Below are 21,966 nucleotides of genomic sequence, written 5' to 3' on the forward strand. Positions count from 1 at the left end.
TTGACGCTTGAGCATAAAGGCCGCCTTGAATAATGTGTGGCTATAAAACGGGTCTCATTATCAGGCCGCGTGAACTGGAGATATGGCATTGGGTGTGGTTCTCAATCTCGATGAGAAAAAAAATCAGCAGGCGTCCATTCAGAAGCTGGTTGATCTGACGAAAGCGGATATGGGACGTGTCAATGCGCTTATCCTGTCCAAGGCCGGTTCTGATGTTGAGATGATACCGGAAGTAGCCAATCATCTGATTTCATCGGGTGGTAAGCGTTTGCGTCCGATGATGACGCTCGCTGCTGCAGCCATGTTCGGCTATGAGGGCGAAGGTCACGTGCAGCTCGCAACCAGCGTTGAATTCATGCACACGGCAACGCTTCTCCATGATGATGTGGTGGATGAGAGCGATCTGCGCCGCGGCAAAAGCACCGCGCGGATGATCTGGGGCAATCAGGCCAGCGTTCTGGTCGGCGATTTCCTGCTCGGTCAGGCTTTCAAAATGATGGTGGATGTCGGCTCGCTCGACGCGCTGGATGTGCTGGCAACTTCGGCTTCGGTGATTGCCGAAGGTGAAGTGATGCAGCTCGCCGCCGCTAAAAATATGGAAACCACGGAAGACGAATATCTGGCCGTTATCAAAGCCAAGACTGCGGCGCTGTTCTCTGCTGCTGCCGAAGTTGGTCCGATCATTGCCGATGCTCCGCGTGCACAGCGTCTGGCGCTGCGCTCCTATGGTCTCAATCTCGGTCTTGCTTTCCAGCTGATTGATGATGCGCTGGATTATGGCGGTTCGGCTGCGGATCTCGGCAAGAATGTGGGTGATGATTTCCGGGAAGGTAAAATCACTATGCCGCTGCTGCTCAGCTATCGCCGTGGTTCTGAAGAAGAACGCGCTTTCTGGAAATCATCCATTGAGCAGGGCAATAATGATGATGAAGCCTTGCAGAAGGCTATCGGCCTGATGACCAAGCATGGTTCAATTGCTGATACCGTACAGCGTGCCCGTCATTTTGGCGAAATCGCCCGCGATGCACTGGCTCCGCTGCCGCAGAGCCCGCAAAAAGATGCTCTGATTGATGTGATTGATTTCTGCATCAGCCGTGTAAACTGATTATTGACCGGTACTGGCGCATATTTCCGGTACCGGACTTTGAAATACCCTTTTCTCCGGCCATATAAAAACCACGACATGGCCGGATGGTGTGTTTGTTTCGGAAATAAGCCAGACCAGAGCATTTCCAGCAAAAGTGGCAACCGGTTTTGCGTCAGGAAATGTGTAAAATAAAGAGATAGAGCATTCCTTCTGTTTCAAAATTGGAAATGCTCTATAAATGCAAGGGGAAGTGCCAATGCGGCGGAATACAGTTAAAGCGCGTGCTCTGGTTTTCGCTTTGATGGCAGGGGCGGCTTTCACAAGCGGTGTCTCCGGCGCGGCCTATGCTGCATCTGCGGCAAAGACAGCGGCGACAGACGAGCCGGTGATTGTCTCGCGTGCAGGTTCTTTCCCTGGTGCTTATCTGGCTGGTCGCATTGCCGAGATCGACAATAATCTCCCTGTAGCCATCGCTTATTATCGTCAGGCACTGGCATTTGATCCGTCAAACCAGCCGATGAAGCGTGATTTGTTGCTGTCCTATCTGACCGACGGTCAGCTGGATGAAGCGCTGCCCTTTGCCCGCGCGCTCAAAAATGAGCCGGAAGTCGAGCGTTTCTCCCGCATCATTTTGGCGATCAAGGCTTTTAACGACAAGCATTACCGCACTGCCCGTACCAATCTGAAGCTCACGCAGCAGTCAGAAATGGATCGTTTAGCGACCGGCCTGATGACGGCATGGACATTCTACGGCGAAGGTCGTCCGAAAGACGCGCTGGCAGCAGTTGATAAGCTTGATGGGCCGGTCTGGTACGATCTTTTCAAAACTTACACATCGGCATTGATTGCAGACAGCGCTGGTCAGACCAAGGCTGCGGATAAATTCTATGCGCAGGCCGTGGCTGATAAAGAAGGCGGCAGCGCTGCCCCCGATACTTATGAGCGCATCATTTACGCCTATGCCGATTTCAAACAGCGTCAGGGCGATAAAGCCGGTGCGATCAAGCTGGTGGAAGATGCCGAGCAAATTCTCAGCGGCCGCGTGATCCTGCGCGAAGTACGCCAGAAGCTTGAAGACGGTGAAAAGCTTGATCCGCAGATGCGCAGCCCCCAGCAGGGCGCGGCTGAGGTTCTGTATTCTTTGGGTACCGCGATTAACCGTGGCGGTGCTGAGGCTTTTGCAACCATTTATCTGCAAATGTCCGGTGAGCTGCGCGAGAATAATGACGCTACATTGTTCCAGCTTGGCGATATTGCTGCCAAACTGCGCCAGCCGGAAAAAGCGATTAAATATTACGGCCGCGTTGCGGATAAATCGCCTTATAAGCGCGATGCGGAAATGCAGCTGGCGCTTAATCTGGCTGAAACAGGCAAGCCGGATGAGGCGATTGAGCATCTGAAAAACAATTTGCGCAGCAATGATAAGGACAACCGTTCCTATCTGGCGCTGGGCGGTGTCTATGCCCAGAAAGAAGACTGGGCAAATGCGGCAAAGACTTATGATCAGGCCGTTGCGGAAATTAAATCACCGGTTCGTCAGGACTGGCCGGTTTTCTATCAGCGCGGCATTGCTTATGAGCGTCTGAAGCAATGGGATAAGGCCGAGCCTAATTTCCGCAAAGCACTGGAGCTGTTTCCGAACCAGCCGCAGGTGATGAATTATCTCGGCTATTCATGGGTCGATCGCGGTGAAAATCTGGAAGAAGCTTTGCAGATGATCCGCAAGGCCGTCGAGATGCGCCCGCAGGATGGCTATATCGTCGATTCCCTTGGTTGGGCCTATTACAAGCTTGGCCGCTATAATGAGGCCGTTGTCGAACTGGAAAAGGCAGTCAAGCTGCGTCCGGAAGATCCGACAATCAATGATCATCTGGGGGATGCCTATTGGCAAGCAGGGCGCGGGCTGGAAGCGACTTTCCAGTGGAACCATGCCATCGCCGGTAAGCCTGAAGCGGCAGAGCTGGCCAAGATCGAGAAGAAGCTGAAGCAGGGGCTGACACAGACGGCGGAAGCTGATGTGAAAGATATTGCGCCAGTAAAATCTGACACTGCGCCGGAGAAAGCACCGGATGCTAAGCCTGCCGATCCTGCTGCCAAGCCATAATGCTTGCTATCCGGCTTTAAGTCTTGACCGTTTAACGCGGAATAATTAGGACAAACTATCTGTTTTTCGGCGGAGCTGAGCTGTTATGGCTCAGCTTTCACCGTTTTCACCACGCATGATTTGCAAGAAGATCAGTTTTGATAGCCGATCTCGCCAAGAATGCTCCAACGAGGCCTTCCGTGACCAGCACATTGCCTGAACACCTGCATCCGACCCGCTCTTTTCAGGGCTTTATCATGGCGCTCCAGCACTACTGGGCGCAGCATGGCTGCACAATTTTGCAGCCTTACGATATGGAAGTCGGGGCGGGTACGCTGCATCCGTCCACCACTTTGCGCGCATTGGGGCCAAAGCCGTGGAATGTTGCCTATGTGCAGCCGTCGCGTCGTCCGAAAGACGGCCGCTACGGTGAAAATCCGAACCGTATGCAGCATTATTACCAGTATCAGGTATTGTTGAAGCCAAGCCCGCCGAACCTGCAGGAGCTGTATCTCGGCTCGCTAAAGGCGATTGGCATTGATACCGATCTGCACGATATCCGCTTTGTTGAGGATGACTGGGAAAATCCGACCACCGGTTCATGGGGACTGGGTTGGGAATGCTGGTGCGATGGTATGGAAATCTCGCAGTTCACTTATTTCCAGCAGGTTTGCGGTATTGAATGTTCGCCGGTTGCCGGTGAGCTGACCTATGGTCTTGAGCGCCTCGCCATGTATGTGCAGGGCGTGGACAATGTTTATGATCTGAACTTCAATGGTCTGGAAGGTGAGGATAAGGTCACTTACGGTGATGTATTCCTCCAGACCGAGCAGGAATATTCGCGCTACAATTTCGAAATCGCCAATACCGATATGCTGCACCAGCATTTCATTGATGCGGAAGCGGAATGTAAAGCTGTGCTTGCTGCAGGGGCACCACAAGAGGCGACGAGTGCCGAAGGCACGAGCGGGAATAAAAAAGAGACAGGGAACTTACATAAATGCGTGTTCCCCGCTTACGATCAGGCGATTAAAGCATCACATATTTTCAATCTGATGGATGCCCGTGGTGTTATCTCGGTGACCGAGCGCCAGAGCTATATTCTGCGTGTGCGCAATCTTGCGCGCCAGTGCGGTGAAGCCTTCCTTCAGACCGATGCCGGTGGCGTCAACTACAAGAATGAGACACGCTGATGCCTGATTTGTTGCTTGAACTTTTCTCGGAAGGAATTCCGGCACAGCCGTCCGCCCGCAACGAAGTGAGGACAGACAAAACAAAAAATGAGCATGCGGAGGGCGCACGCTGATGCCTGATTTACTGTTAGAATTGTTCTCCGAGGAAATCCCGGCGCGCATGCAGCGTAAAGCTGCCGGTGATTTGAAGAAAATGATCACCGATGGTCTGGTTGAAGCCGGTCTGACCTATGAGGCGGCAACGCCTTACTGGACACCACGTCGTCTGACTTTGGATATTCGTGGTCTGACTGTGCGTTCAAAAGACGTGCATGAAGATATCAAGGGCCCGTCCGTTTCTGCACCGGAAGCCGCAATTCAGGGCTTCCTGCGTAAAGCTGGCTTGAGTGATATTGCACAGGCGCATGTGCATTCCGATCCGAAAAAAGGCGATTTCTACGTCGCCCATATCACCAAATCCGGACGCGCTGCGGAAGAAATTATCGCGGAACTGGTACCGAATGTGGTGCAGAATTTCCCGTGGCCGAAATCCATGCGCTGGGGCAAGGCCTCGGAACAGTCCGGTTCCTTGCGCTGGGTGCGTCCGCTGCAGTCGATCATCTGCCTGTTTGGTCCTGAAACTGAAGAAACCGTTGTGGTGGACTTTGAAGTCGGCGGCGTACGCTCCGGTAACACCACGCAAGGTCATCGTTTCATGAGTGATGGTCAGCCGATCACCGTGCGTCGCTTTGACGACTATGTTGAGAAGCTGGAAAAAGCGCATGTGGTGCTCGATGCTGAACGCCGCAAGGAAATCATTCTCACCGATGCCCGCAATCTGAGCTTCGCTTCCGGTCTGGAACTGGTTGAAGACGAAGGTCTGCTGGAAGAAGTGTCGGGTCTGGTTGAATGGCCGGTGGTGCTGATGGGTGAATTTGAGGAAGAATTCCTCTCCATTCCGCCGGAAGTTATCCGTCTGACCATCCGCGCCAATCAGAAATGCTTCGTCACCCGCAATCAAGGTGAGACAGATGCACTTTCCAACAAGTTCATTCTGATCTCCAATATTGCTGCCCGTGACGGCGGTAAGGAAATCGCTTTCGGTAACGGCAAGGTTGTTCGTGCGCGTCTTTCCGATGCGCTGTATTTCTGGCACACCGATCAGGCAGATATGCCGGATATGGACAAGCTCAAAGCGTCTGCCTCAAAATTTGCGCTTGATCTGGCTAAACCGCTCGATCAACGAATGGCGCGTCTGGATGCGCTGAATGTAACCTTCCATGCCAAGCTCGGCACGCAGGGGGCGCGCGTGGCACGTATCAAGGCGCTTGCAGAAGCAATTGCACCGCTGGTCGGCGCAGATGTTGCGTTGACTGCCCGTGCAGCAGTGCTGGCGAAAGCCGATCTGCAAACCGAAGTTGTCGGCGAATTCCCTGAATTGCAGGGCGCGATGGGGCATAAATACGCTTTGCTTCAGGGCGAAGATGCTGCTGTCGCAAAAGCACTTGAAGATCATTACAAGCCTCAGGGCCCGTCCGACCGCGTACCGCGTGATCCGGTTTCAGTTGCCGTTGCGCTTGCTGACAAGATCGACACGCTGGTTGGTTTCTGGGCAATTGATGAAAAGCCGACAGGTTCGAAAGATCCTTATGCGCTGCGCCGTGCTGCCCTTGGTGTAATCCGTCTGGTTTTGGAAAATGATCTGCGTATTAACTTGATCGAGATCATTGAAAGCCATAGGTTCAGTTTTCAGTTTGGAAATTATCTTGATCGTTATAACAATCTCAACGGTCAGAGATTAAATATTATAACGATAGACCTGCTTTCCTTCTTCCATGATCGTTTCAAGGTCTATCTGAAGGATGAAGGTGCGCGCCACGATGCGATTGATGCAGTTCTGTCAGCCGATGCTGATAATCTGCTGCTGGTGGCCCGTCGTCTGGAAGCGCTGATCGTTTTCATCAATGAAGAAGACGGCAAGAACCTGCTGGCAGGCACCAAACGCGCAGCCAATATTCTCGGTGCTGAAGAGAAAAAGGGCACTGTTATTGCCGCCAATGTTGATGCTGCACTCTTCAACAATGAAGAGGAAAAGGCACTGTTTGCTGCGGTGCAGTCGGCAGAAACCAAGGCTGCTGCGGCCATTGCCAAGGAAGATTTCTCGGCTGCTATGTCGGCTATGGCCGAGTTGCGTGCGCCGGTTGATGCCTTCTTTGACAAGGTAATGGTCAATGATGAGGATGACGCCATCCGCGCTAATCGCCTGGCACTGCTGGCGAAAATCCGTTCAGTGACCGGTCAGGTTGCTGACTTCTCAAAGATCAGCGGCTAATTAAACATATTGATAAGAAAAAGCCGGAGTGGTTAGAACCGCTCCGGCTTTTTTATATTCAGTTTTTAAAAAAGATCAGGCCGGAATATCTTTGGCTGCCCAAGCCGCAGTTTCCATGTCACGCAGCTCGGAAATATTGGCGACGCCTGCCTGTTTCACCAATGCGGAGAGTTCTTTGACGATCTCTTTTGGCACAGTCGGACCGCGATAGATCATACCGGTATAAAGCTGCACCAAATCGGCACCGGCTTTAATCTTGGTGAGCGTAGTTGCGCCGCTGTCAACACCGCCTACACCGATGATCGGCATGGCTTTGCCGATGCGCTGGCGCATTTTAGCAAGCACAATGGTTGAGCGTTCAAAAATCGGCGCGCCGGAAAGACCGCCGGTCTCTTTCGCTTCCACCTGATTAACCAGATTGGTGCGCGACAAAGTGGTGTTGGAGATAATCAGACCATCAAGCGGATGAGCGAGAGCCACTTCGGCAATATCGTCCAACCCTTCTTCTGTCAGATCCGGTGCGATTTTCAGGAAAACCGGACGTTTCAGGGTGCATTTTTCAGCTTCCTGATCGCGGGCTTCCAAAACTTTCTCCAGCAGAATATGCAGGCTGTCTTTGGCTTGCAGATCACGCAGACCTGGTGTGTTCGGCGAAGAAATATTGGCGGTGAAATATTTCGCCACGCTGTAGAAGCGGTGAATACCGGCCACATAATCGGCCACGCGATCTTCACTGTCTTTATTGGCGCCGATATTCACGCCGACAATACCGCAGCTGCTGCAGCTGTTGCGCTGGCTCAGGCGTTTATAGGCGGCATCATGGCCTTCATTGTTAAAGCCGAGACGGTTGATGACCGCACGGTCTTCCACAAGGCGGAAGATGCGCGGCTTCGGATTGCCAGCCTGCGGGCGTGGTGTGATGGTGCCGACTTCTGCAAAACCAAAGCCGAGTTTCAGCAGTGCATCCGGCACTTCGGCATTCTTGTCAAAGCCTGCGGCCATACCCAGCGGATTGGTAAATTTAAGACCGGCAATGGTCTGCTGCAAAGCAGGGTCAAGCGGCGCAGGGCTGGAAAGGACGCCGGTTTTCAGCGCGGCAATCGACAGGCCATGCGCCTGCTCACCATCCATCGCAAAAAGTGCGCGACGGGCAATATTTTCAAAAAAAACGCTCATTGTTCAAGCTCCGGAAACTGATGCTTGCCGTCGCTGTCGAGCGGCAGGTCTTTCACCCAGCGCACCGCAGTGAGCTGGAGATGTGTGTAGAGATGCGGGAAGGCTTTGCCGCCGCGGGAAATTTCATAGCGAAGTTCATCTCCCAGCTGGTTTGCATCAACAGCCACCAGCAGCAGGTCATTCTGACCGGCAAAATGCTTGGCAGCGGTTTCTGCAACCGTGTCATGGGTGGAAAAGTGGATATATCCATCCTGCAAATCAACAGGGGCACCGGAAAAATGCCCTGCCTTTTCAGCGTCTGCCCATTGGGCGCGCGTGGCAATCTTGTAGATGGTATGGTGTGACGGATCACTGTTTGACATGAAAAACGCTATTGTTGTGAACGGAAAAGCTGTTCAGACATTTTATATATCTGGCCGGTTTGGCGCATCCGGCAGCTTTTAAGACAAAATTAAGTCACAAGCCACCTCTAAATTTTAATAAAGGGTTAACGCCATTTTTGCAAATGAGCAAAAGTGCGCTTTGACAGCTCTGTGTTTTTGACAGGATGCACTGGAAAATGCTTGGATAAAACCCATATACCAGGCAGACAGATTAAAGGAGTGGGCAGATGAAGAACCGGTCCGGTATCGCGATTGCGGTGGCAAAAGAAAACAAATCCAAGCTTATCATACGCAGTGCCGTTCTTTCGGCTCTCACAGGTTTGGCTCTGGTTTGGGGGATGAGCCCGTCTCCGGCACAGGATATGCAGCGTTACTCCATGGAAAAAACCGAAGCCGGTATTATCCGTCTTGACCGCCAGACCGGTGAGTTTGCACTGTGTAAGGAACAGGCCGGTAAAATTGAATGTGCTGAAACCAAACCGGCACAGCTGAGCAATGACGAACGCACACTTCTGCTGGAAAAACAGGTTGCTGATCTGACTGCGCGTATCGCCAAGCTTGAGAAAAGCGGTGTCGCCAGCAGCACCCTGCCAAGTGAAGAAGAGTTCGAAAAAGGGCTCGGCTATATGGAGCGTTTCATGCGGTCTTTCATGGGCGTAGCCAAGAGCCTTGATGAGCCGGCACCGGTGCCGAACCGCACATAATTCCACCCAAAGAAAAAGCGCCGTTTCCGGCGCTTTTTTTATTAGTAAACCAGCTTTAGCCGATATTGGCAAAGCGGCGTGTCGCTTCGATCAGTTCGTGCGTGATACCCGGCTCGGTCACTGCATGACCGCCATCTTCGACAATACGCAGATCAGCTTCCGGCCAGACTTTCTTCAGATGCCACGCATTGATGAACGGCGTGCACATATCGTAGCGGCCATGGATGATTACACCCGGAATATGGCGGATACGGTCAGCCAGACGCAGCAGTTGATCGTCGGTGTCAAAGAAAGCGCGGTTCTGGAAATAGTGACATTCGATACGCGCAAAAGCGATGGCGAAGTGATCCTGTGCAAACGCATTTTCGCGTTCCGGATCCGGCAGCAGGGAAATTGCCGAGCCTTCCCAGCGTGACCAGCGGCGTGCCGCTTCAATCTGCACCTGCGGGTTCGGATCAGTCAGGCGACGGTAATAGGCTGCCACCATATCGCCGCGCTCGGCTTCCGGAATATGCAGCTGATAGGCTTCAAAGCGATCCGGATAGATAATGCTGGCGCCGTTGCTATAGAGCCAGTCCACTTCAAAACGGCGTGCCAGAAAGATACCACGCAGCACCAGTTCGCTGACGCGCTCCGGATGGGTTTGTGCATAAGCGAGGCCAAGGGTCGAGCCCCATGAACCGCCGAAAACCTGCCATTTTTCAACACCAAGATGGGTGCGCAGACGCTCCATATCCGCAACCAGATCCCATGTGGTATTTTCGCGCAATTCCGCATGGGGTGTGGAGCGGCCGCAGCCGCGCTGGTCAAACAGGATAATGCGATAGGCTGAAGGATCATGCAGACGGCGCATAGTCGGCGAGATGCCGCCACCCGGTCCGCCGTGGATCATGATGACCGGCTTACCGTTCGGGTTTCCGCATTCCTCAAAATAAATCCGGTGCAGCGATGAGACCTGCAACATCTCTTCCCGATAGGGTTGAATTTCCGGATAGAGGCTGTGGCGTGTCATAGGTCGTCCTTTTGCGTTATTTTATCTGCGAAGCAATAAGATTTTCTCTTGCATATAGAGCAGGCATCACCCTAACTGACAATACGGCACCATCGCGGCAAAAGCAGAAATCAGACTGTATATTGTACGCTTTGCCTGTAATATTGCATAATGAATATGCATGCCGTCTGCTACAGGCGGCTTTTATTGTGCTGGAAATTGCATTCACCGGTTTTCTCAAGCCGGATTTATCATTGAAATGAAATGCCGGTGGCCGGAGCGCATTGCGAAATTGTGAAGCGCTGAGGTATGGAAATCAGTTTGTCTGACCGGTTTCTGATCCTGATTACGGATCAGTTATGCTGCATGTAAAAACAAAGAACAGAGCATTTTCAGAAATGCAGGCGGAGCGGGAAGGGCTCTATGCTTGAAGAAAATGCAAGATGAAAACAGGTCATTTCTAACTTTATCTTTGGTTATATAAAGAGATAAGGTGCTTTCAGGAGATGATTTGCGGGGAGACTGCTGAGGGGGCAGGCAAGGGGTAGGAAATTTATGGAATTGAATTTTATTATTGCCGACGATCATCCTTTATTCCGTGGCGCATTGCGACAGATTTTACAGGACGGTTTTCAGCCTGAGAGTGTGACTGAGGCTGACAATTATCAGCAATTACAACAGGTTGCAGAAGAGGCGCAGGATGTTGACCTGTTGTTTCTCGATCTGACCATGCCCGGTGTCAGCGGTTTGTCCGGACTGATCAATCTCAAGGCGCAGCATCCGCAGCTGCCGGTTATGATTGTTTCCGCTACCGATGATGTCACCACAATCCGCCGCGCCATGGAGCTCGGAGCCTCCGGTTTTGTTTCAAAATCCGCGAGTCTTGAGGAAATCGGCGAGGCCGTGCGCACCGTGCTGGACGGCGGGGAATGGGTGTCCGGTGATATGGAACTCGGCGCGGAAAATGATGCGGAGATTGCCGATCTGATTGCCCGTATCCGAGCACTCACACCGCAGCAAACCCGCGTGCTCTCAATGCTTGGACAGGGGCTTCTGAACAAGCAGCTGGCTTATGAGCTGAATATTTCAGAAGCTACGGTGAAAGCCCATGTATCTGCGGTTCTGCAGAAGCTGGGCGTGGACAGCCGCACACAGGCGGTGATTCTGCTCTCGCGGCTTGGTCCGGGTTTTGCACTTTTGGATTGAGCCGGAGCATTTCACAGTCTCTCACCGCATATGATAATGCGCCAGCAAAGCCCGCAATGCTGCGGGTTTCAGCGGCTTGTTCAGCACATGAACATTTTCTTCCGTGGCCTGTAATTTGACCTCTTTTGAACGATCGGCCGTCAGCAGAACGGCCGGTATGGTATGACCCAGCGTTTCGCGGATATAGCCGATCATATCCAGCCCGTTTTCACGGTTGAGATGGTAGTCAGCCAGAATAATATCCGGCAGGATTTTGACGCTCATCTGTGAGCGGGCGATATGATTGCACCAGTCTTTGAGTTGTGCGCCGTCACGGATCAGAGTGATGTCACAACCCCAGCCCTCAAGCAGAATGCGCATGCCGTCGAGGATCAGCGGATCATTATCAATACACAAAACCCGCATATTTTCGAGCGCATTGCTGCGGCGTCTGGCCTGTGACGGTTCAGGTGAAACTTCAACCGCAGGCTCCTGAGACACCGGCATAATGATGCTGAAACAGGTGCCTTTGCCATGTTCGGATTGCAGACGAATTGTCAGATCCAGCACACGGGCAATACGGTCGACAATGGAAAGACCAAGTCCCAGCCCGTCTGCCTGACTGATCCCTTCATCCAGCCGGTAAAATTCGCGGAAAACCAGCTGCTGTTTTTCCGGTGCGATGCCGATGCCGGTATCGGCAACCTTGATTTCCAGATCACCGCCGCGACGGCGCACACCAAGCAGAATTTTGCCGCTGCGGCTGTATTTGATGGAATTTGAGATCAGATTTTGCAGCAGACGACGCAGAAGATTGCGGTCGCTATAGACTGTGAGGGAGCAGGGCACGACACGAAGCTTCAGGCCTTTTGTGGCAGCAAGCGGTGTGAAATCTGTGACAACCTGCTGGAGCAGGCGATCCAGCCGGAACAGTGAAAGCTCCGGTTTGAGTGCGCCGGTATCAAGCCGTGAAATATCCAGCAGCGCACTGAGAATACCTTCAACCGCTTCAAGGGATGAGTCAATATTGCGCGCCAGTTGCGCTTCCGATGCGCCGAGCCTTTCGCTCAAGGCTGTGCTGTAGAGGCGGGCAGCATTGAGCGGCTGCAAAATATCATGACCGGCAGCAGCGAGAAAACGTGTTTTGCCGAAATTGGCCTCTTCCGCCAGTTTCTGCGCACGAACAAGCTGCTGGTTCACTTCCAGCAGTTCGGTGGTGCGATCGGCGACGCGCTGCTCCAGCGTTTCATTGAGACGCTTCATGGAATTATCGGCTTCAACCGAGGCGGTAATATCAGTGTAACTGGCAACAATGCCACCATCCGGCATCGGATTGGCTGCAATTTCAATGATTTTGCCGGTGGAGTGCAACAAGATACGGCTTGGCTCATGGGTGCGCTCCAATGTGCGCATCATCATCGCGGCATCACCCGCATGAATTTCGCCATTATGCAGCAAGCGGTCGAGCACATCGGAAATCGGTGTGCCAACCTGTGTCAGCCCGTCCGGTAGTTGCAGCAGATGGCGGAAACGCCGGTTCCAGCAGGTCAGACGAAAATCCTTGTCGAGAACGGTAATGCCCTGTTCCATCTGATCCAGCGCGGTTTGCAGCAGATCGCGATTGTGCTGCAGGGCTTCGGAGGCATCATCCAGCAGGCGCAGCGTATCCGGTGCAGTATTGTCCTTGCGCTGAAGCAGCAGCGACAGCACCAGCCGCGCGGAAGATGAGCCGATGGCGCTGCCCAATATTTGCTCGGCAAACCGGATCAGCGGCACATCGGCGACAGCTTTATCATCGAGCGGCTGGTCGCCATTATGTTCATAGCGGCTGAAAGCAAGGGCAACGCGGTCTTCACCCAGATAACGGGCAATTGTATTTTTGATTTCCCCGACAGTGACACTGGTGCGGAAACGGCGCAGAACCGGCACGGTTTTCAGATTGCGCGGCATGAATGTGCTGGCCTGAATGCGCTCCAGCGGTGTTGATTGGCGGGAGAGCGAACCGATCACGAAGAATAGTGCATTAATGGCTAGGCTCCACAGAGCGCCGTGGGTGAGAGGCAGGGCATCAACGCCGAAAAGTGCCTGCGGGCGCAGATAGGAAAGCCCCCATAAACCTTCCCGCAGGATCGGCGCATCGGGATTAGCCAGTGTTGGCAGCAGCAATGTATAGGCCCAGACAGCAAAGCCGCTGACCATGCCCAAAACAGCTCCGCGTGCATTGGCATTGCGCCAGATCAGCCCGCCGATGAGCGGCGGCGCAAATTGTGCAATCGCTGCAAAAGAAACCAGTCCGATAGAAGCCAGTCCGAATGTGCTGGAACTGGCGCGATAATAGCTGAAAGTCACCGCCAGAATAATCACGATGGTTGCCCGGCGGGTATAGAGGATAAGACGGGTCAGATCTCGTTGCTGATGTTTTTGGCGACGATAGACGTAGCGGATCAGTAATGGCAGCAGCAGATGGTTGGAGATCATGATCGACAGCGCCACGCAAGCCACAATCACCATCGCCGTGGCAGCAGAAAGCCCGCCGACAAAAGCCAGCAGAGTTAAAAGATGTGAGCCCGCTGCCAGCGGCAGTGCCAGAACATAGAGATCCGCATTGGTTGTGGAGCCGAGATTGATAATGCCCTGTAAGGCAATCGGCAGGACGAACAGGTTAATCAGGATCAGATAGACCGGAAACAGCCAGCGGGCGGTACGCAATTCCTTTTCGCTGCGGTTCTCAACCACGGTGACATGAAACTGGCGCGGCAGCATCAGAATAGCCGCGGCACTCAGAACGGTGTGAACAATCCAGGTGCTGGGGCTGGTGCGGGTTAACATGCTCCAGAAATCAATGTCCCGCTCCTGCAATTGTTGCGGCAGATCGAAAGGTGAGCCGAACAAAAAGAAGGTTGTGGCAATGCCGACAATCAGAAAGGCGGTGATTTTGATGACGGATTCCAGCGCAACCGCAAGAATTAGCCCGTCCTGATGCTCGGTCGCATCCGTATGTCTGGTGCCGAAAAGGATGGCGAATATAGCCAGCAGAGCAGTAACAAACAGCGATATATCGCCGAAGACATAGACAATCGGGTCATAGGAAGCCTGATATTCAGCCAGAACCATATCGACACTGCCGGATACGGCTTTCAGCTGCAGAGCAATATAGGGCATCGAGCCGACCACTGCGATACAGGTGCCGATCGTGGCGACGCTGGTGCTTTTGCCGTAACGGGCGGCGAGAAAGTCAGCGATAGAGGTAATGCGCTCGGCTTTTGCCAGCCGCACCACATGGCGCAGGAATTTATTGCCGAAGGTGAAAACCAGAATGGGGCCAATATAAATGCCCAGAAATTCAAGCCCGCGGTCAGCCGCAAGCCCGACCGAGCCGAAGAAGGTCCATGATGTACAGTAAACAGCAAGGCTGAATGCATAAATATAGGGTCTTGGCTTGGAGCCCCAGCGCGATGCTTTACTGTCGCCAATACTGGCAACCGCAAAGAGCAGGATCAGATAGAGAAATGCGATGCCGATAATGATCCAGCCGTGCATTCAGCCCCCTTGCTGACCGGTTAATGATTGCGGGACAGAAAGATCCTGTATATGGCTGCAATAATGGCAGTCTCTGTCCGCTGATTATTCTGTACCTATGTTTGTATGCAACACTTCAGGATAATCAAGCAGTAAGCTGCTTTCTGATCTTGAGACTATAATAATCTCCGCTACTTTGTTTTTATTGCCGGATATAAAAAGAGTAAGCCCCCGTACTTGTAAAGGATAGCTCATGCTAAAGGAATTTCGTGAATTTGCCCTCAAGGGCAATATGGTCGATCTGGCCATCGGTGTCATCATCGGCGGCGCATTTGGCGGTCTGGTCAATTCCATCGTGAATGACATTATCATGCCGATTATCGGTCTCGTCACCGGTGGTATTGATTTCTCCAACATGTTTATCCAGCTGGCCGGTGAGCCTAAGGGTACACTGGCAGCAGCCCGTGAAGCCGGTGCAACCATTGCTTACGGTAACTTTGTCACGCTGCTGATTAACTTCCTGATTATCGCATGGGTTCTGTTCCTTGTTGTTAAGGGCATGAACCGCATGAAGAAAAAGGAAGAGGCCAAGCCTGAAGCTGAAGCCGCAATTCCGGCAGATCAGGTTCTGCTGACAGAAATCCGTGATCTTCTGGCGAAAAAAGCCTGATTATAAAATCCTAAACCCGGCCTCAGAAATGAAGCCGGGTTTATTTTTAATTTGTCTGATATTTTGGTTGCATAAAATGCGGCCAACACAACAAGACTCCGGCGCGACGATTATGCCTGCCATCCGGAAATGCTCTGGTTAAGAATATCCCATGTCCCGTCAGTTCTCTCTGAAAAATATCTATGCGCTTTTCCTGACATTTCTGATTGCCGGCAGCGGTGCCGCAATCGCTTATCTGACCGGACTGCCCATTCCTTTTCTGCTCGGCTCAATGTGCAGTGTGACCATTGCATCTCTGAGCGGTATTCGTATTTATCTGCCTGTCTGGTTGCGTAATGCGGTTTTTATCATGCTCGGCCTGCAAGCCGGTTCCGGCGTGCGTCCTGAAACGCTGAGCCAGATCGGCGAATGGCCTTTGAGCTTTATGCTGCTGTTTGTAATGCTGGTAACTGTGACCGGTTTTACATTTATGTTGCTGCGCTATGTGTTTCGCTGGGATGCGCAAACGGCTTTTTTCTCCTCTTTGCCCGGTGCCTTGTCTTTCGTGATGGCTGCAGCCAGCGAAACCCGAGCCGATCTGGTTAAAATCACCATTATTCAGACTGTGCGCCTGTTGTTGCTTATCGGGTTGCTGGCGCCGGTGCTCAATGTGCTTGGGCAATCCGCACCGCATATCGATTTTGTAGCAGGTTCAGGCAGCCAGCAAAAAGAATGGCTATGGTTGTTCGCTGCGGGCGGCCTTGGTGCGCTGATCGGCCATTACAGCCGTTTACCGGGCGGGATGATGCTGGGCGCATTGCTCGCCAGTGCGCTGGTCTATGTGACCGGTTTTGTAACAGTGCGCGTGCCGCCTGAAATGGCGGACTTTGGTATGGTTGTTCTCGGAGCTCTGATCGGCTCGCGGGTTGATGCACGGCATCGCGGCGCTATCCTGAATTACTTGCCGGTGGCGCTGATGGCTTTCATCGTTGGCACGGGAACTGCCGCTGCAATCTGTGCGCTGGCATGGCTGGCAACAGGGCTGCATCCGGCGCAGATTGCGCTGGCTTTCGCGCCGGGTGCATTGGAAGCGCTGACTGTGATTGCTTTCTCGCTGGGTGTTGATCCGGCCTATGTGGCTTCGCACCATGTTGTGCGCTTTATGATGATTGCGATCTTTGTGCCGTTTCTTGCCCGATCGCTGCGCCGTATGGATGAAAAGCAAACAGCCGCACAGGCGGAGCTCTGAGCGGCTGTCAGGATTGGAACCGGTACGCGGCGCTATCAGGCAGATTGTTTCAGCGGGCTGCCGGTAAAATCCGTTGCATAAGGAATGTTCAGAGCCTGCCAGACTTCCAGCAGTGCCTCTTTCAGACCGGAAATCAGTTCTTCCCCGTGAACAGGAGTCGGTGTGATGCGCAGGCGTTCAGTGCCGCGTGGTACGGTCGGGAAGTTGATCGGCTGAATATAAATGCCATGAACTTCCAGCAGGCGATCCGAAGCTTTTTTGCACAAATCCGCATTGCCGACAAAGAGCGGCACAATATGTGTTTCTGTCGGCATAACCGGCAGGCCGGCACGTTTCAGCGTGTCCTTAGTCAGTTGTGCATTCTTCTGTTGCAATTCGCGCTCGGTGCCCGAGGCTTTGAGATGGCGAATGGCTGCAACAGTTGCATTGGCAATTGCCGGTGGCAGGGCTGAAGTAAAGATGAAGCCCGGCGCATAGGAGCGCACAGCATCAACCACAGCTTTGGAGCCGGTAATATATCCGCCCAGTGTACCGAAGGATTTGGCTAATGTGCCTTCAATAATATCAATACGATGGCTCAGGCCTTCGCGTTCTGAAATGCCGCCGCCGCGTGCGCCGTACATGCCAACGGCATGCACTTCATCAAGATAGGTCATGGCATTATATTTTTCCGCCAGTTCCACAATTGCTTTCAGCGGCGCCACATCACCATCCATGGAATAGACGGATTCAAAAACGATCAGCTTGGCGCGGTCTTTGCCTGCTGCTTTCAGCAGCTCTTCAAGATGCTGCACATCATTATGCCGGAAGATCTGCTTGTCGGCACCGGAATGGCGGATGCCGGCGATCATCGATGCATGATTGAGTTCATCCGACAGGATCAGGCAATCCGGCAGGAGTTTGGCAATGGTCGATATAGAGGCATCATTGGAAACAAAGCCGGAAGTGAAAACCAGACCGGCTTCTTTGCCATGCAAATCCGCGAGCTCATGTTCAAGCTCAACAAGCGGATGATTATTGCCGGAGATATTGCGTGTGCCGCCGGCGCCGGACCCTTGCGAGACGGCTGCATCGGTCATGGCTTTCAGAACATCAGGATTTTGCCCCATACCGAGATAGTCATTGGAGCACCATACGGTGATTTCACGCGCCTGACCGTTATGGCGCCATATTGCTTGCGGAAAGCGGCCGACAATACGCTCCAGATCAGCAAATACACGGTAACGATTTTCAGTGTGAAGGCGGTCAATGGCCGCTTCAAAAAACCGGCTATAGTCCATGAGGCATCTTCCTTTTCTTCACCGTTACCTAATCCTTTAGAGGCGCGCCGTCTATAAGGACATGTGCGGTAAATAGACCTAGGCCGGTTTTGCGGCATTGATTTCAGTCAATCAGGCCGCCTCAGTCACGGGTTTTCGATATATTCCGGTTGAAAAGGCCGGAGCTGTCCGCAATTTTAGTCACACTCTGTTGTAAAAGGGCGCATTCAACGCTAATTGAGTTTGCAACAGAGTGTTTAATCCTTACGTGCATGCATAATTTTCGGACGGGGCGGCTATGAAAAAGCAAATTTCGGCAAAGTCATGTGTGGCGCCAAGCCCGCGTATCGGTCGTCCGGCGCGGATTTCTCTTGAGGAAATCGCGCGTGTGACGCTGAAAATCGGTCTCGATGATGTGACGATGATTGCAGTCGGTCAGGCGCTCGGGGTCGATCACTCATCCCTCTACCGCTATGTCAAAGGCCGTAATGAATTGCTGCTGGCTGCTGCCGATCTGGCCATTACCGAACTGGACTGGCGCGGTAATCCTGCCGACTGGTATGAGTTTGCGCAAAATGTCGCCAATTCGGCCTGGGAATTATTCAACAGACATCCGGGGCTGGCCGATGCCATGCGGGAACTGGAAGTATCCCCGCCATCCGGTATCCGCGCTTTTGGCGAAATGGCGAACCAGTTTGTGGAATATGGTTTCTCGGCTGAGGAAGCCGTTGTGCTGATCGACAGTATGATGGATATGACGGTCGATTACTTCACCGGCTGGCGCAGAGCCTATAAAAAACCGGGTCGCATTGGCGAGCGCGGAATTGAGAAGGTTGTGCAGTCGTGGCAGGCAGAGGCCGCACGCAATCCGGATACGGCGCGACCGATCCTGATTATGAGCCGTATGATGACCGATCATCCGAAGGATTGGTGGGACAAAAAACTGCTTCTGATCCTTGATGGCGCGCAGGCCGTTTTCAACAGACGTCAGCAGATTTATGAGGCTGCTGAATAAGCGCAGTAGCCTGTCTGATTACGTCCGCCAATGTTTCTGTATAGCGCGCCACTTCCGGCGCGCCCATTAATTCCCCGAATGTACCGCGGGCTAAAGGCCCTGCGATAAACAGATTATCAGCAATACTGCCGTCTTTGCCGATGGCACGCATGGTTTTATCCGTCTGCTCAGTGCGGCTTGTATGCAGACCAAGACCCGTAGGGTCCATTTCAATCAGACCGTCTTCCCGCAGCATTGCCAATGGCGGGCACTGGCCGATAATATCGCTATGTGCAGGGCCGGTGGTAACAATTATAGCGTCAAAATGCTGTGTGATTGTTCCGAATTGTCCGCGCAGGCGATAGGTCACGATAAAGCCGTGACCATCATCAGCGCGTGCAGCATCTGTGAGGTGTGCGCCGAGAAATTTCAGTGTTCCCGAGCGGCAGCGTTCATCAAGAGCATCATCTGTTTGTGTTGCTAGGCGAAACCTATGCGCATCCCAGAACGTGCGCAGATGGCGAACAATGCGCTTGCGCTCACTGAGCGGCAGAGCAAGCCATATCTCGCCGCCCTGATCGCGCAAAGTATCAATCACCGATTGCCACGGCACAGATTGTTGTGCCGCTTTGCGGATTGTCCGGCGGATTTTGTGCAGCAAGCGCACGGCCGATGTTTCCGGCGGATTGATAAAATCACCGAAGAAACGCGGCGGTCTTGGCTCATCGGCTTTGAGTCGCAGATTGGAACGGGAGCGCAGACCGTGACGGGACAAAACGGTGATATTGCCGCGATGTCCGTGTTGTGACAGCCCTGCAACCATATCGGCAGAGGTGAGACCTGCGCCGACGATCAGAACCGAACTGTCCGGACCTGTCTCCTGAAGCAATTGCCGGAGAGCACCTGCCTGATAAGGATTGGCGATCAGTCCTTTTACATGGTTCTGGCCGGATTGCTGGAGTTCTCGCAATGGTGCGGGGAGGGCAGGCAGCGGATGTGACGCAGCGATCACCAGAAAATCCGCTTCCCGCGTTTCGCCTTTATCTGTGGTAACCTGATAGCGGCCGGAGGCGCAGCGTTTTGCGCCGGTAGCGCTGGCACGAATATGCTGCACTTGTCCGCTTGCAAGCAGCGGTGCAAGTTGCTCCGCCATATAGGTGCCGAAAGTGCTGCGCCTTGCGTAAATCTGGCCGTTCTCCGTCATGGCTTCCGGATCATTGTTCAGGCTGTGCTGCTCTTCCATCCAGCGGGCAAAATGCGGCTTGTCCTCATAAAATATGCTCATCCGGTCGGAGAGAACATTGAGGCGGAAGGCATCCTCATTGGTGGAATAAGCCAGACCGGCACCAAGAGAGGAGCGCGGTTCTATGATTGTAATTTGAAGTTTTGCCGGATCGGTTATCGCTGCCAGATGATAGGCCAGAGAAGCGCCGGAGAAGCCGCCCCCGATAATGATGATGGATTTATGCCGGTTTTCATGATGCGGGCGGTCAGTGCAGGCAGAAGGCAATACAGTCAAAACATATATCCGGCTTCAGGTGACGATGCTGTAATCTGTAAGAAAAAATTATTACAGGTCGTTGCCAGTTTATAGTAATGAAATCCGGTTTTGCAATTCTACGGTAAAGTAATTTTCTTTGAAATGATGCCGGAATAAAAGTTTTCTCTCCGGTAATCAAAGGCCGAAGAGCTTTTTCAGGAACAATAATCCGCCATCGGTGCGGCGGATATAGCGCCGTGGCAAGCCAAACGGATCATCTGTTGCGCGGGCATGGCCGCGTTTTGTGGTGGTGGCGTGAACATAACCCGCTTGTCGGGCCACATCGCGCACAGCCTGTGTTTCGCCGCCATAAGGATAGCAGAAATTGGTGACTTCAGCGCCGAGTATCTCTTCAAGAATTTTCTTGGAACCGGCGATCTGCCGTTCTGCTTCCTGCAAATCCGCATCCGGCAGATAGATATGATCAAGCGTATGCGCGCCAACTTCATGGCCATGTGCAGCCCAGTCGCGCAATTGTTCGGCACTCATGCAGGGAATTTCAACCGCGCCTTTCGGAATGTCCCATTCATTGCGTCCGCCGATCTGATTGGCGACGAAATAATTGGTGGCAGTAAAACCCAGTTCATTCAGCACCGGCATGGCATGCTGATAGACATTGAGAAAACCATCATCAAACGTGATAACCGCAACCTTGCCCTGTTTTTTGCCCTCAAGATAAGGGCGGGCATCGCGCATGGACAATCCCTGATAGCCCAGTCTTTTCAGCCAGCGCATCTGCGAGCGGAACCGGTCCGGATGCACATGCAGGCTGCGAAACGGCTTGTCGCGCGCAGGCGGTACATCAATCGAATGATAGAGAAGAATGGGAATAGCAGAAGATTTCATCAGGCTTTTCCGGATTTGCGGGAATAGGTTTTGACGCTGTGCCGGTAGAAAGGCCGCATCAGTTCTCTGTGCAGTTTATGCGCCAGAGAGCGGTTCTGTTTCAAGGTGCTACCGCCCAGATTGGCCGATATTTCCTGTACACCACCCGGCACGACAGAAAGCGGTTGCAATCCGGTTACCCAGTTCATCTGGGTAAAAGTATCAACGGGGCGGTCAAATCTTTCTGTCGCTTTTAGCAAGGTCTGCGCGGCATCACGGGTAATCAGCTGGGCTACCATACCAAGCCCGACAGGTACCGGACGAATGACTTTCGTTGTTCCCTGTTCAAAAACAACAGCGCCGGTCTCACGGTCAGAACGGAACGGCAGACGCACCAACCCGCCTTCTTCTGCAATCTCTGTCGCCGCTTTAAAAGCAGCAGGAAAGTCCGCTGTCAGTGCCACATCATCTTCCAGCACAAGTGCTGCATCGAGATTTTGATCGATGATTGTCTGCCATGTTTTACGGTGCGACAGAAAACAGGCAATTTCGTTGCGGCTCAGGCGGAACGGATAATAAGGCTTGTGCAGGCGTGTCTGATAGGCTTGTGCGGCATCTGCATCGCTCAGCTGTTTTGCATCAACAGCTGTAATGATTTCTGCCGGTACCGGTAATTGGGAGATCAGTTCATTTACCTGCGCGCGGCGTTCTGTTGCGCGCTCCAGATGAATGATGAATGCTTTAATCTGCGGTTTCTGCATGACTAACCTTTGCCGGAGCGGCTTATATTTTTCGCTGATCGCAGCTTTGCGACCGCA

The 21,966-nt window shown here is 52.9% G+C and carries 17 protein-coding genes; 9 read left to right on the forward strand and 8 right to left on the reverse strand.

Translation table 11 applies throughout. The annotated features are described in order from the left end of the window. Positions 1-88 precede the first annotated feature (88 nt). The 4 genes from KHQ09_RS05090 to glyS all read left to right on the forward strand — a co-directional run bounded on the left by KHQ09_RS05090 (position 89) and on the right by glyS (position 6,674). Positions 89-1,105 carry a polyprenyl synthetase family protein gene (locus tag KHQ09_RS05090; protein ID WP_121993792.1) on the forward strand — a complete coding sequence of 339 codons (1,017 nt, stop codon included), beginning with the start codon at positions 89-91 and terminating at the stop codon, positions 1,103-1,105. Between the two features lie 283 nt (positions 1,106-1,388). Then, positions 1,389-3,191, forward strand: coding sequence for a tetratricopeptide repeat protein (locus KHQ09_RS05095; RefSeq protein ID WP_420801467.1), 1,803 nt, complete (start codon positions 1,389-1,391; stop codon positions 3,189-3,191). Between the two features lie 203 nt (positions 3,192-3,394). Further along, positions 3,395-4,363 carry a glycine--tRNA ligase subunit alpha gene (locus KHQ09_RS05100; RefSeq protein ID WP_033316061.1) on the forward strand — a complete coding sequence of 323 codons (969 nt, stop codon included), beginning with the start codon at positions 3,395-3,397 and terminating at the stop codon, positions 4,361-4,363. A 160-nt stretch (positions 4,364-4,523) separates the two neighbouring features. Beyond that, entirely contained in the window at positions 4,524-6,674 is a 2,151-nt protein-coding gene (gene glyS / locus KHQ09_RS05105; RefSeq protein WP_420801468.1) for a glycine--tRNA ligase subunit beta, read from the forward strand. Positions 6,675-6,749: 75 nt separating this feature from the next. Here the strand turns inward: glyS and KHQ09_RS05110 are convergent, their stop codons facing one another. Both KHQ09_RS05110 and KHQ09_RS05115 read right to left on the reverse strand, forming a co-directional pair. After that, entirely contained in the window at positions 6,750-7,850 is a 1,101-nt protein-coding gene (locus tag KHQ09_RS05110) for a quinone-dependent dihydroorotate dehydrogenase (RefSeq protein WP_213596786.1), read from the reverse strand. Continuing rightward, the gene (locus KHQ09_RS05115) at positions 7,847-8,212 is read right to left on the reverse strand and encodes a DUF952 domain-containing protein (RefSeq protein ID WP_213596787.1); all 366 of its coding nucleotides are present in this window, start codon (positions 8,210-8,212) and stop codon (positions 7,847-7,849) included. Before KHQ09_RS05115 ends, KHQ09_RS05110 begins: the two co-directional genes overlap by 4 nt. A gap of 248 nt (positions 8,213-8,460) precedes the next feature. On the opposite strand from KHQ09_RS05115, the gene KHQ09_RS05120 reads away from it, so the two are divergent. Continuing rightward, complete coding sequence (locus KHQ09_RS05120; protein WP_213596788.1) at positions 8,461-8,937, forward strand: hypothetical protein; 477 nt, start codon at positions 8,461-8,463, stop codon at positions 8,935-8,937. A 55-nt stretch (positions 8,938-8,992) separates the two neighbouring features. Here KHQ09_RS05120 and pip read toward each other — a convergent pair whose 3' ends face one another. Continuing rightward, positions 8,993-9,949, reverse strand: a complete 957-nt coding sequence (gene pip, locus KHQ09_RS05125; protein ID WP_075654379.1) for a prolyl aminopeptidase — start codon at positions 9,947-9,949, stop codon at positions 8,993-8,995. Between the two features lie 534 nt (positions 9,950-10,483). On the opposite strand from pip, the gene KHQ09_RS05130 reads away from it, so the two are divergent. Further along, positions 10,484-11,134, forward strand: coding sequence for a response regulator transcription factor (locus tag KHQ09_RS05130; protein WP_022711153.1), 651 nt, complete (start codon positions 10,484-10,486; stop codon positions 11,132-11,134). A 21-nt stretch (positions 11,135-11,155) separates the two neighbouring features. Here KHQ09_RS05130 and KHQ09_RS05135 read toward each other — a convergent pair whose 3' ends face one another. Further along, positions 11,156-14,653, reverse strand: coding sequence for a PAS domain-containing hybrid sensor histidine kinase/response regulator (locus KHQ09_RS05135; RefSeq protein ID WP_213596789.1), 3,498 nt, complete (start codon positions 14,651-14,653; stop codon positions 11,156-11,158). A gap of 232 nt (positions 14,654-14,885) precedes the next feature. Here KHQ09_RS05135 and mscL point away from each other — a divergent pair, with 232 nt between their 5' ends. Then, positions 14,886-15,302, forward strand: coding sequence for a large conductance mechanosensitive channel protein MscL (gene mscL, locus KHQ09_RS05140; protein ID WP_213596790.1), 417 nt, complete (start codon positions 14,886-14,888; stop codon positions 15,300-15,302). A gap of 151 nt (positions 15,303-15,453) precedes the next feature. Further along, positions 15,454-16,530: an AbrB family transcriptional regulator gene (locus tag KHQ09_RS05145; protein ID WP_213596791.1), complete on the forward strand. Its 1,077-nt coding sequence runs from the start codon at positions 15,454-15,456 to the stop codon at positions 16,528-16,530. A gap of 35 nt (positions 16,531-16,565) precedes the next feature. On the opposite strand, the gene hemA is transcribed toward KHQ09_RS05145, so the two are convergent. Next, complete coding sequence (hemA, locus tag KHQ09_RS05150) at positions 16,566-17,810, reverse strand: 5-aminolevulinate synthase (RefSeq protein ID WP_213596793.1); 1,245 nt, start codon at positions 17,808-17,810, stop codon at positions 16,566-16,568. Positions 17,811-18,087: 277 nt separating this feature from the next. On the opposite strand from hemA, the gene KHQ09_RS05155 reads away from it, so the two are divergent. Beyond that, complete coding sequence (locus KHQ09_RS05155) at positions 18,088-18,804, forward strand: TetR/AcrR family transcriptional regulator C-terminal domain-containing protein (protein ID WP_151158436.1); 717 nt, start codon at positions 18,088-18,090, stop codon at positions 18,802-18,804. On the opposite strand, the gene KHQ09_RS05160 is transcribed toward KHQ09_RS05155, so the two are convergent. From KHQ09_RS05160 to KHQ09_RS05170, 3 genes are all read right to left on the reverse strand, one after another. Continuing rightward, a complete protein-coding gene (locus tag KHQ09_RS05160; RefSeq protein ID WP_213596795.1) occupies positions 18,767-20,302 on the reverse strand; it encodes an FAD/NAD(P)-binding protein in 1,536 nt (511 codons plus the stop codon). The two genes, KHQ09_RS05155 and KHQ09_RS05160, sit on opposite strands and share 38 nt — an antisense overlap. A gap of 156 nt (positions 20,303-20,458) precedes the next feature. Beyond that, on the reverse strand, positions 20,459-21,169 hold the full coding sequence (locus KHQ09_RS05165) for a polysaccharide deacetylase family protein (protein WP_213596797.1): 711 nt from the start codon (positions 21,167-21,169) through the stop codon (positions 20,459-20,461). Continuing rightward, entirely contained in the window at positions 21,169-21,909 is a 741-nt protein-coding gene (locus KHQ09_RS05170; protein WP_213596799.1) for a glycosyltransferase family 25 protein, read from the reverse strand. The genes KHQ09_RS05165 and KHQ09_RS05170 overlap by 1 nt, the downstream gene beginning before the upstream one ends. Positions 21,910-21,966: the final 57 nt, after the last annotated feature.

This window comes from Pseudochrobactrum algeriensis, assembly GCF_018436245.1.
GTDB classification, from domain to species: domain Bacteria; phylum Pseudomonadota; class Alphaproteobacteria; order Rhizobiales; family Rhizobiaceae; genus Pseudochrobactrum; species Pseudochrobactrum saccharolyticum.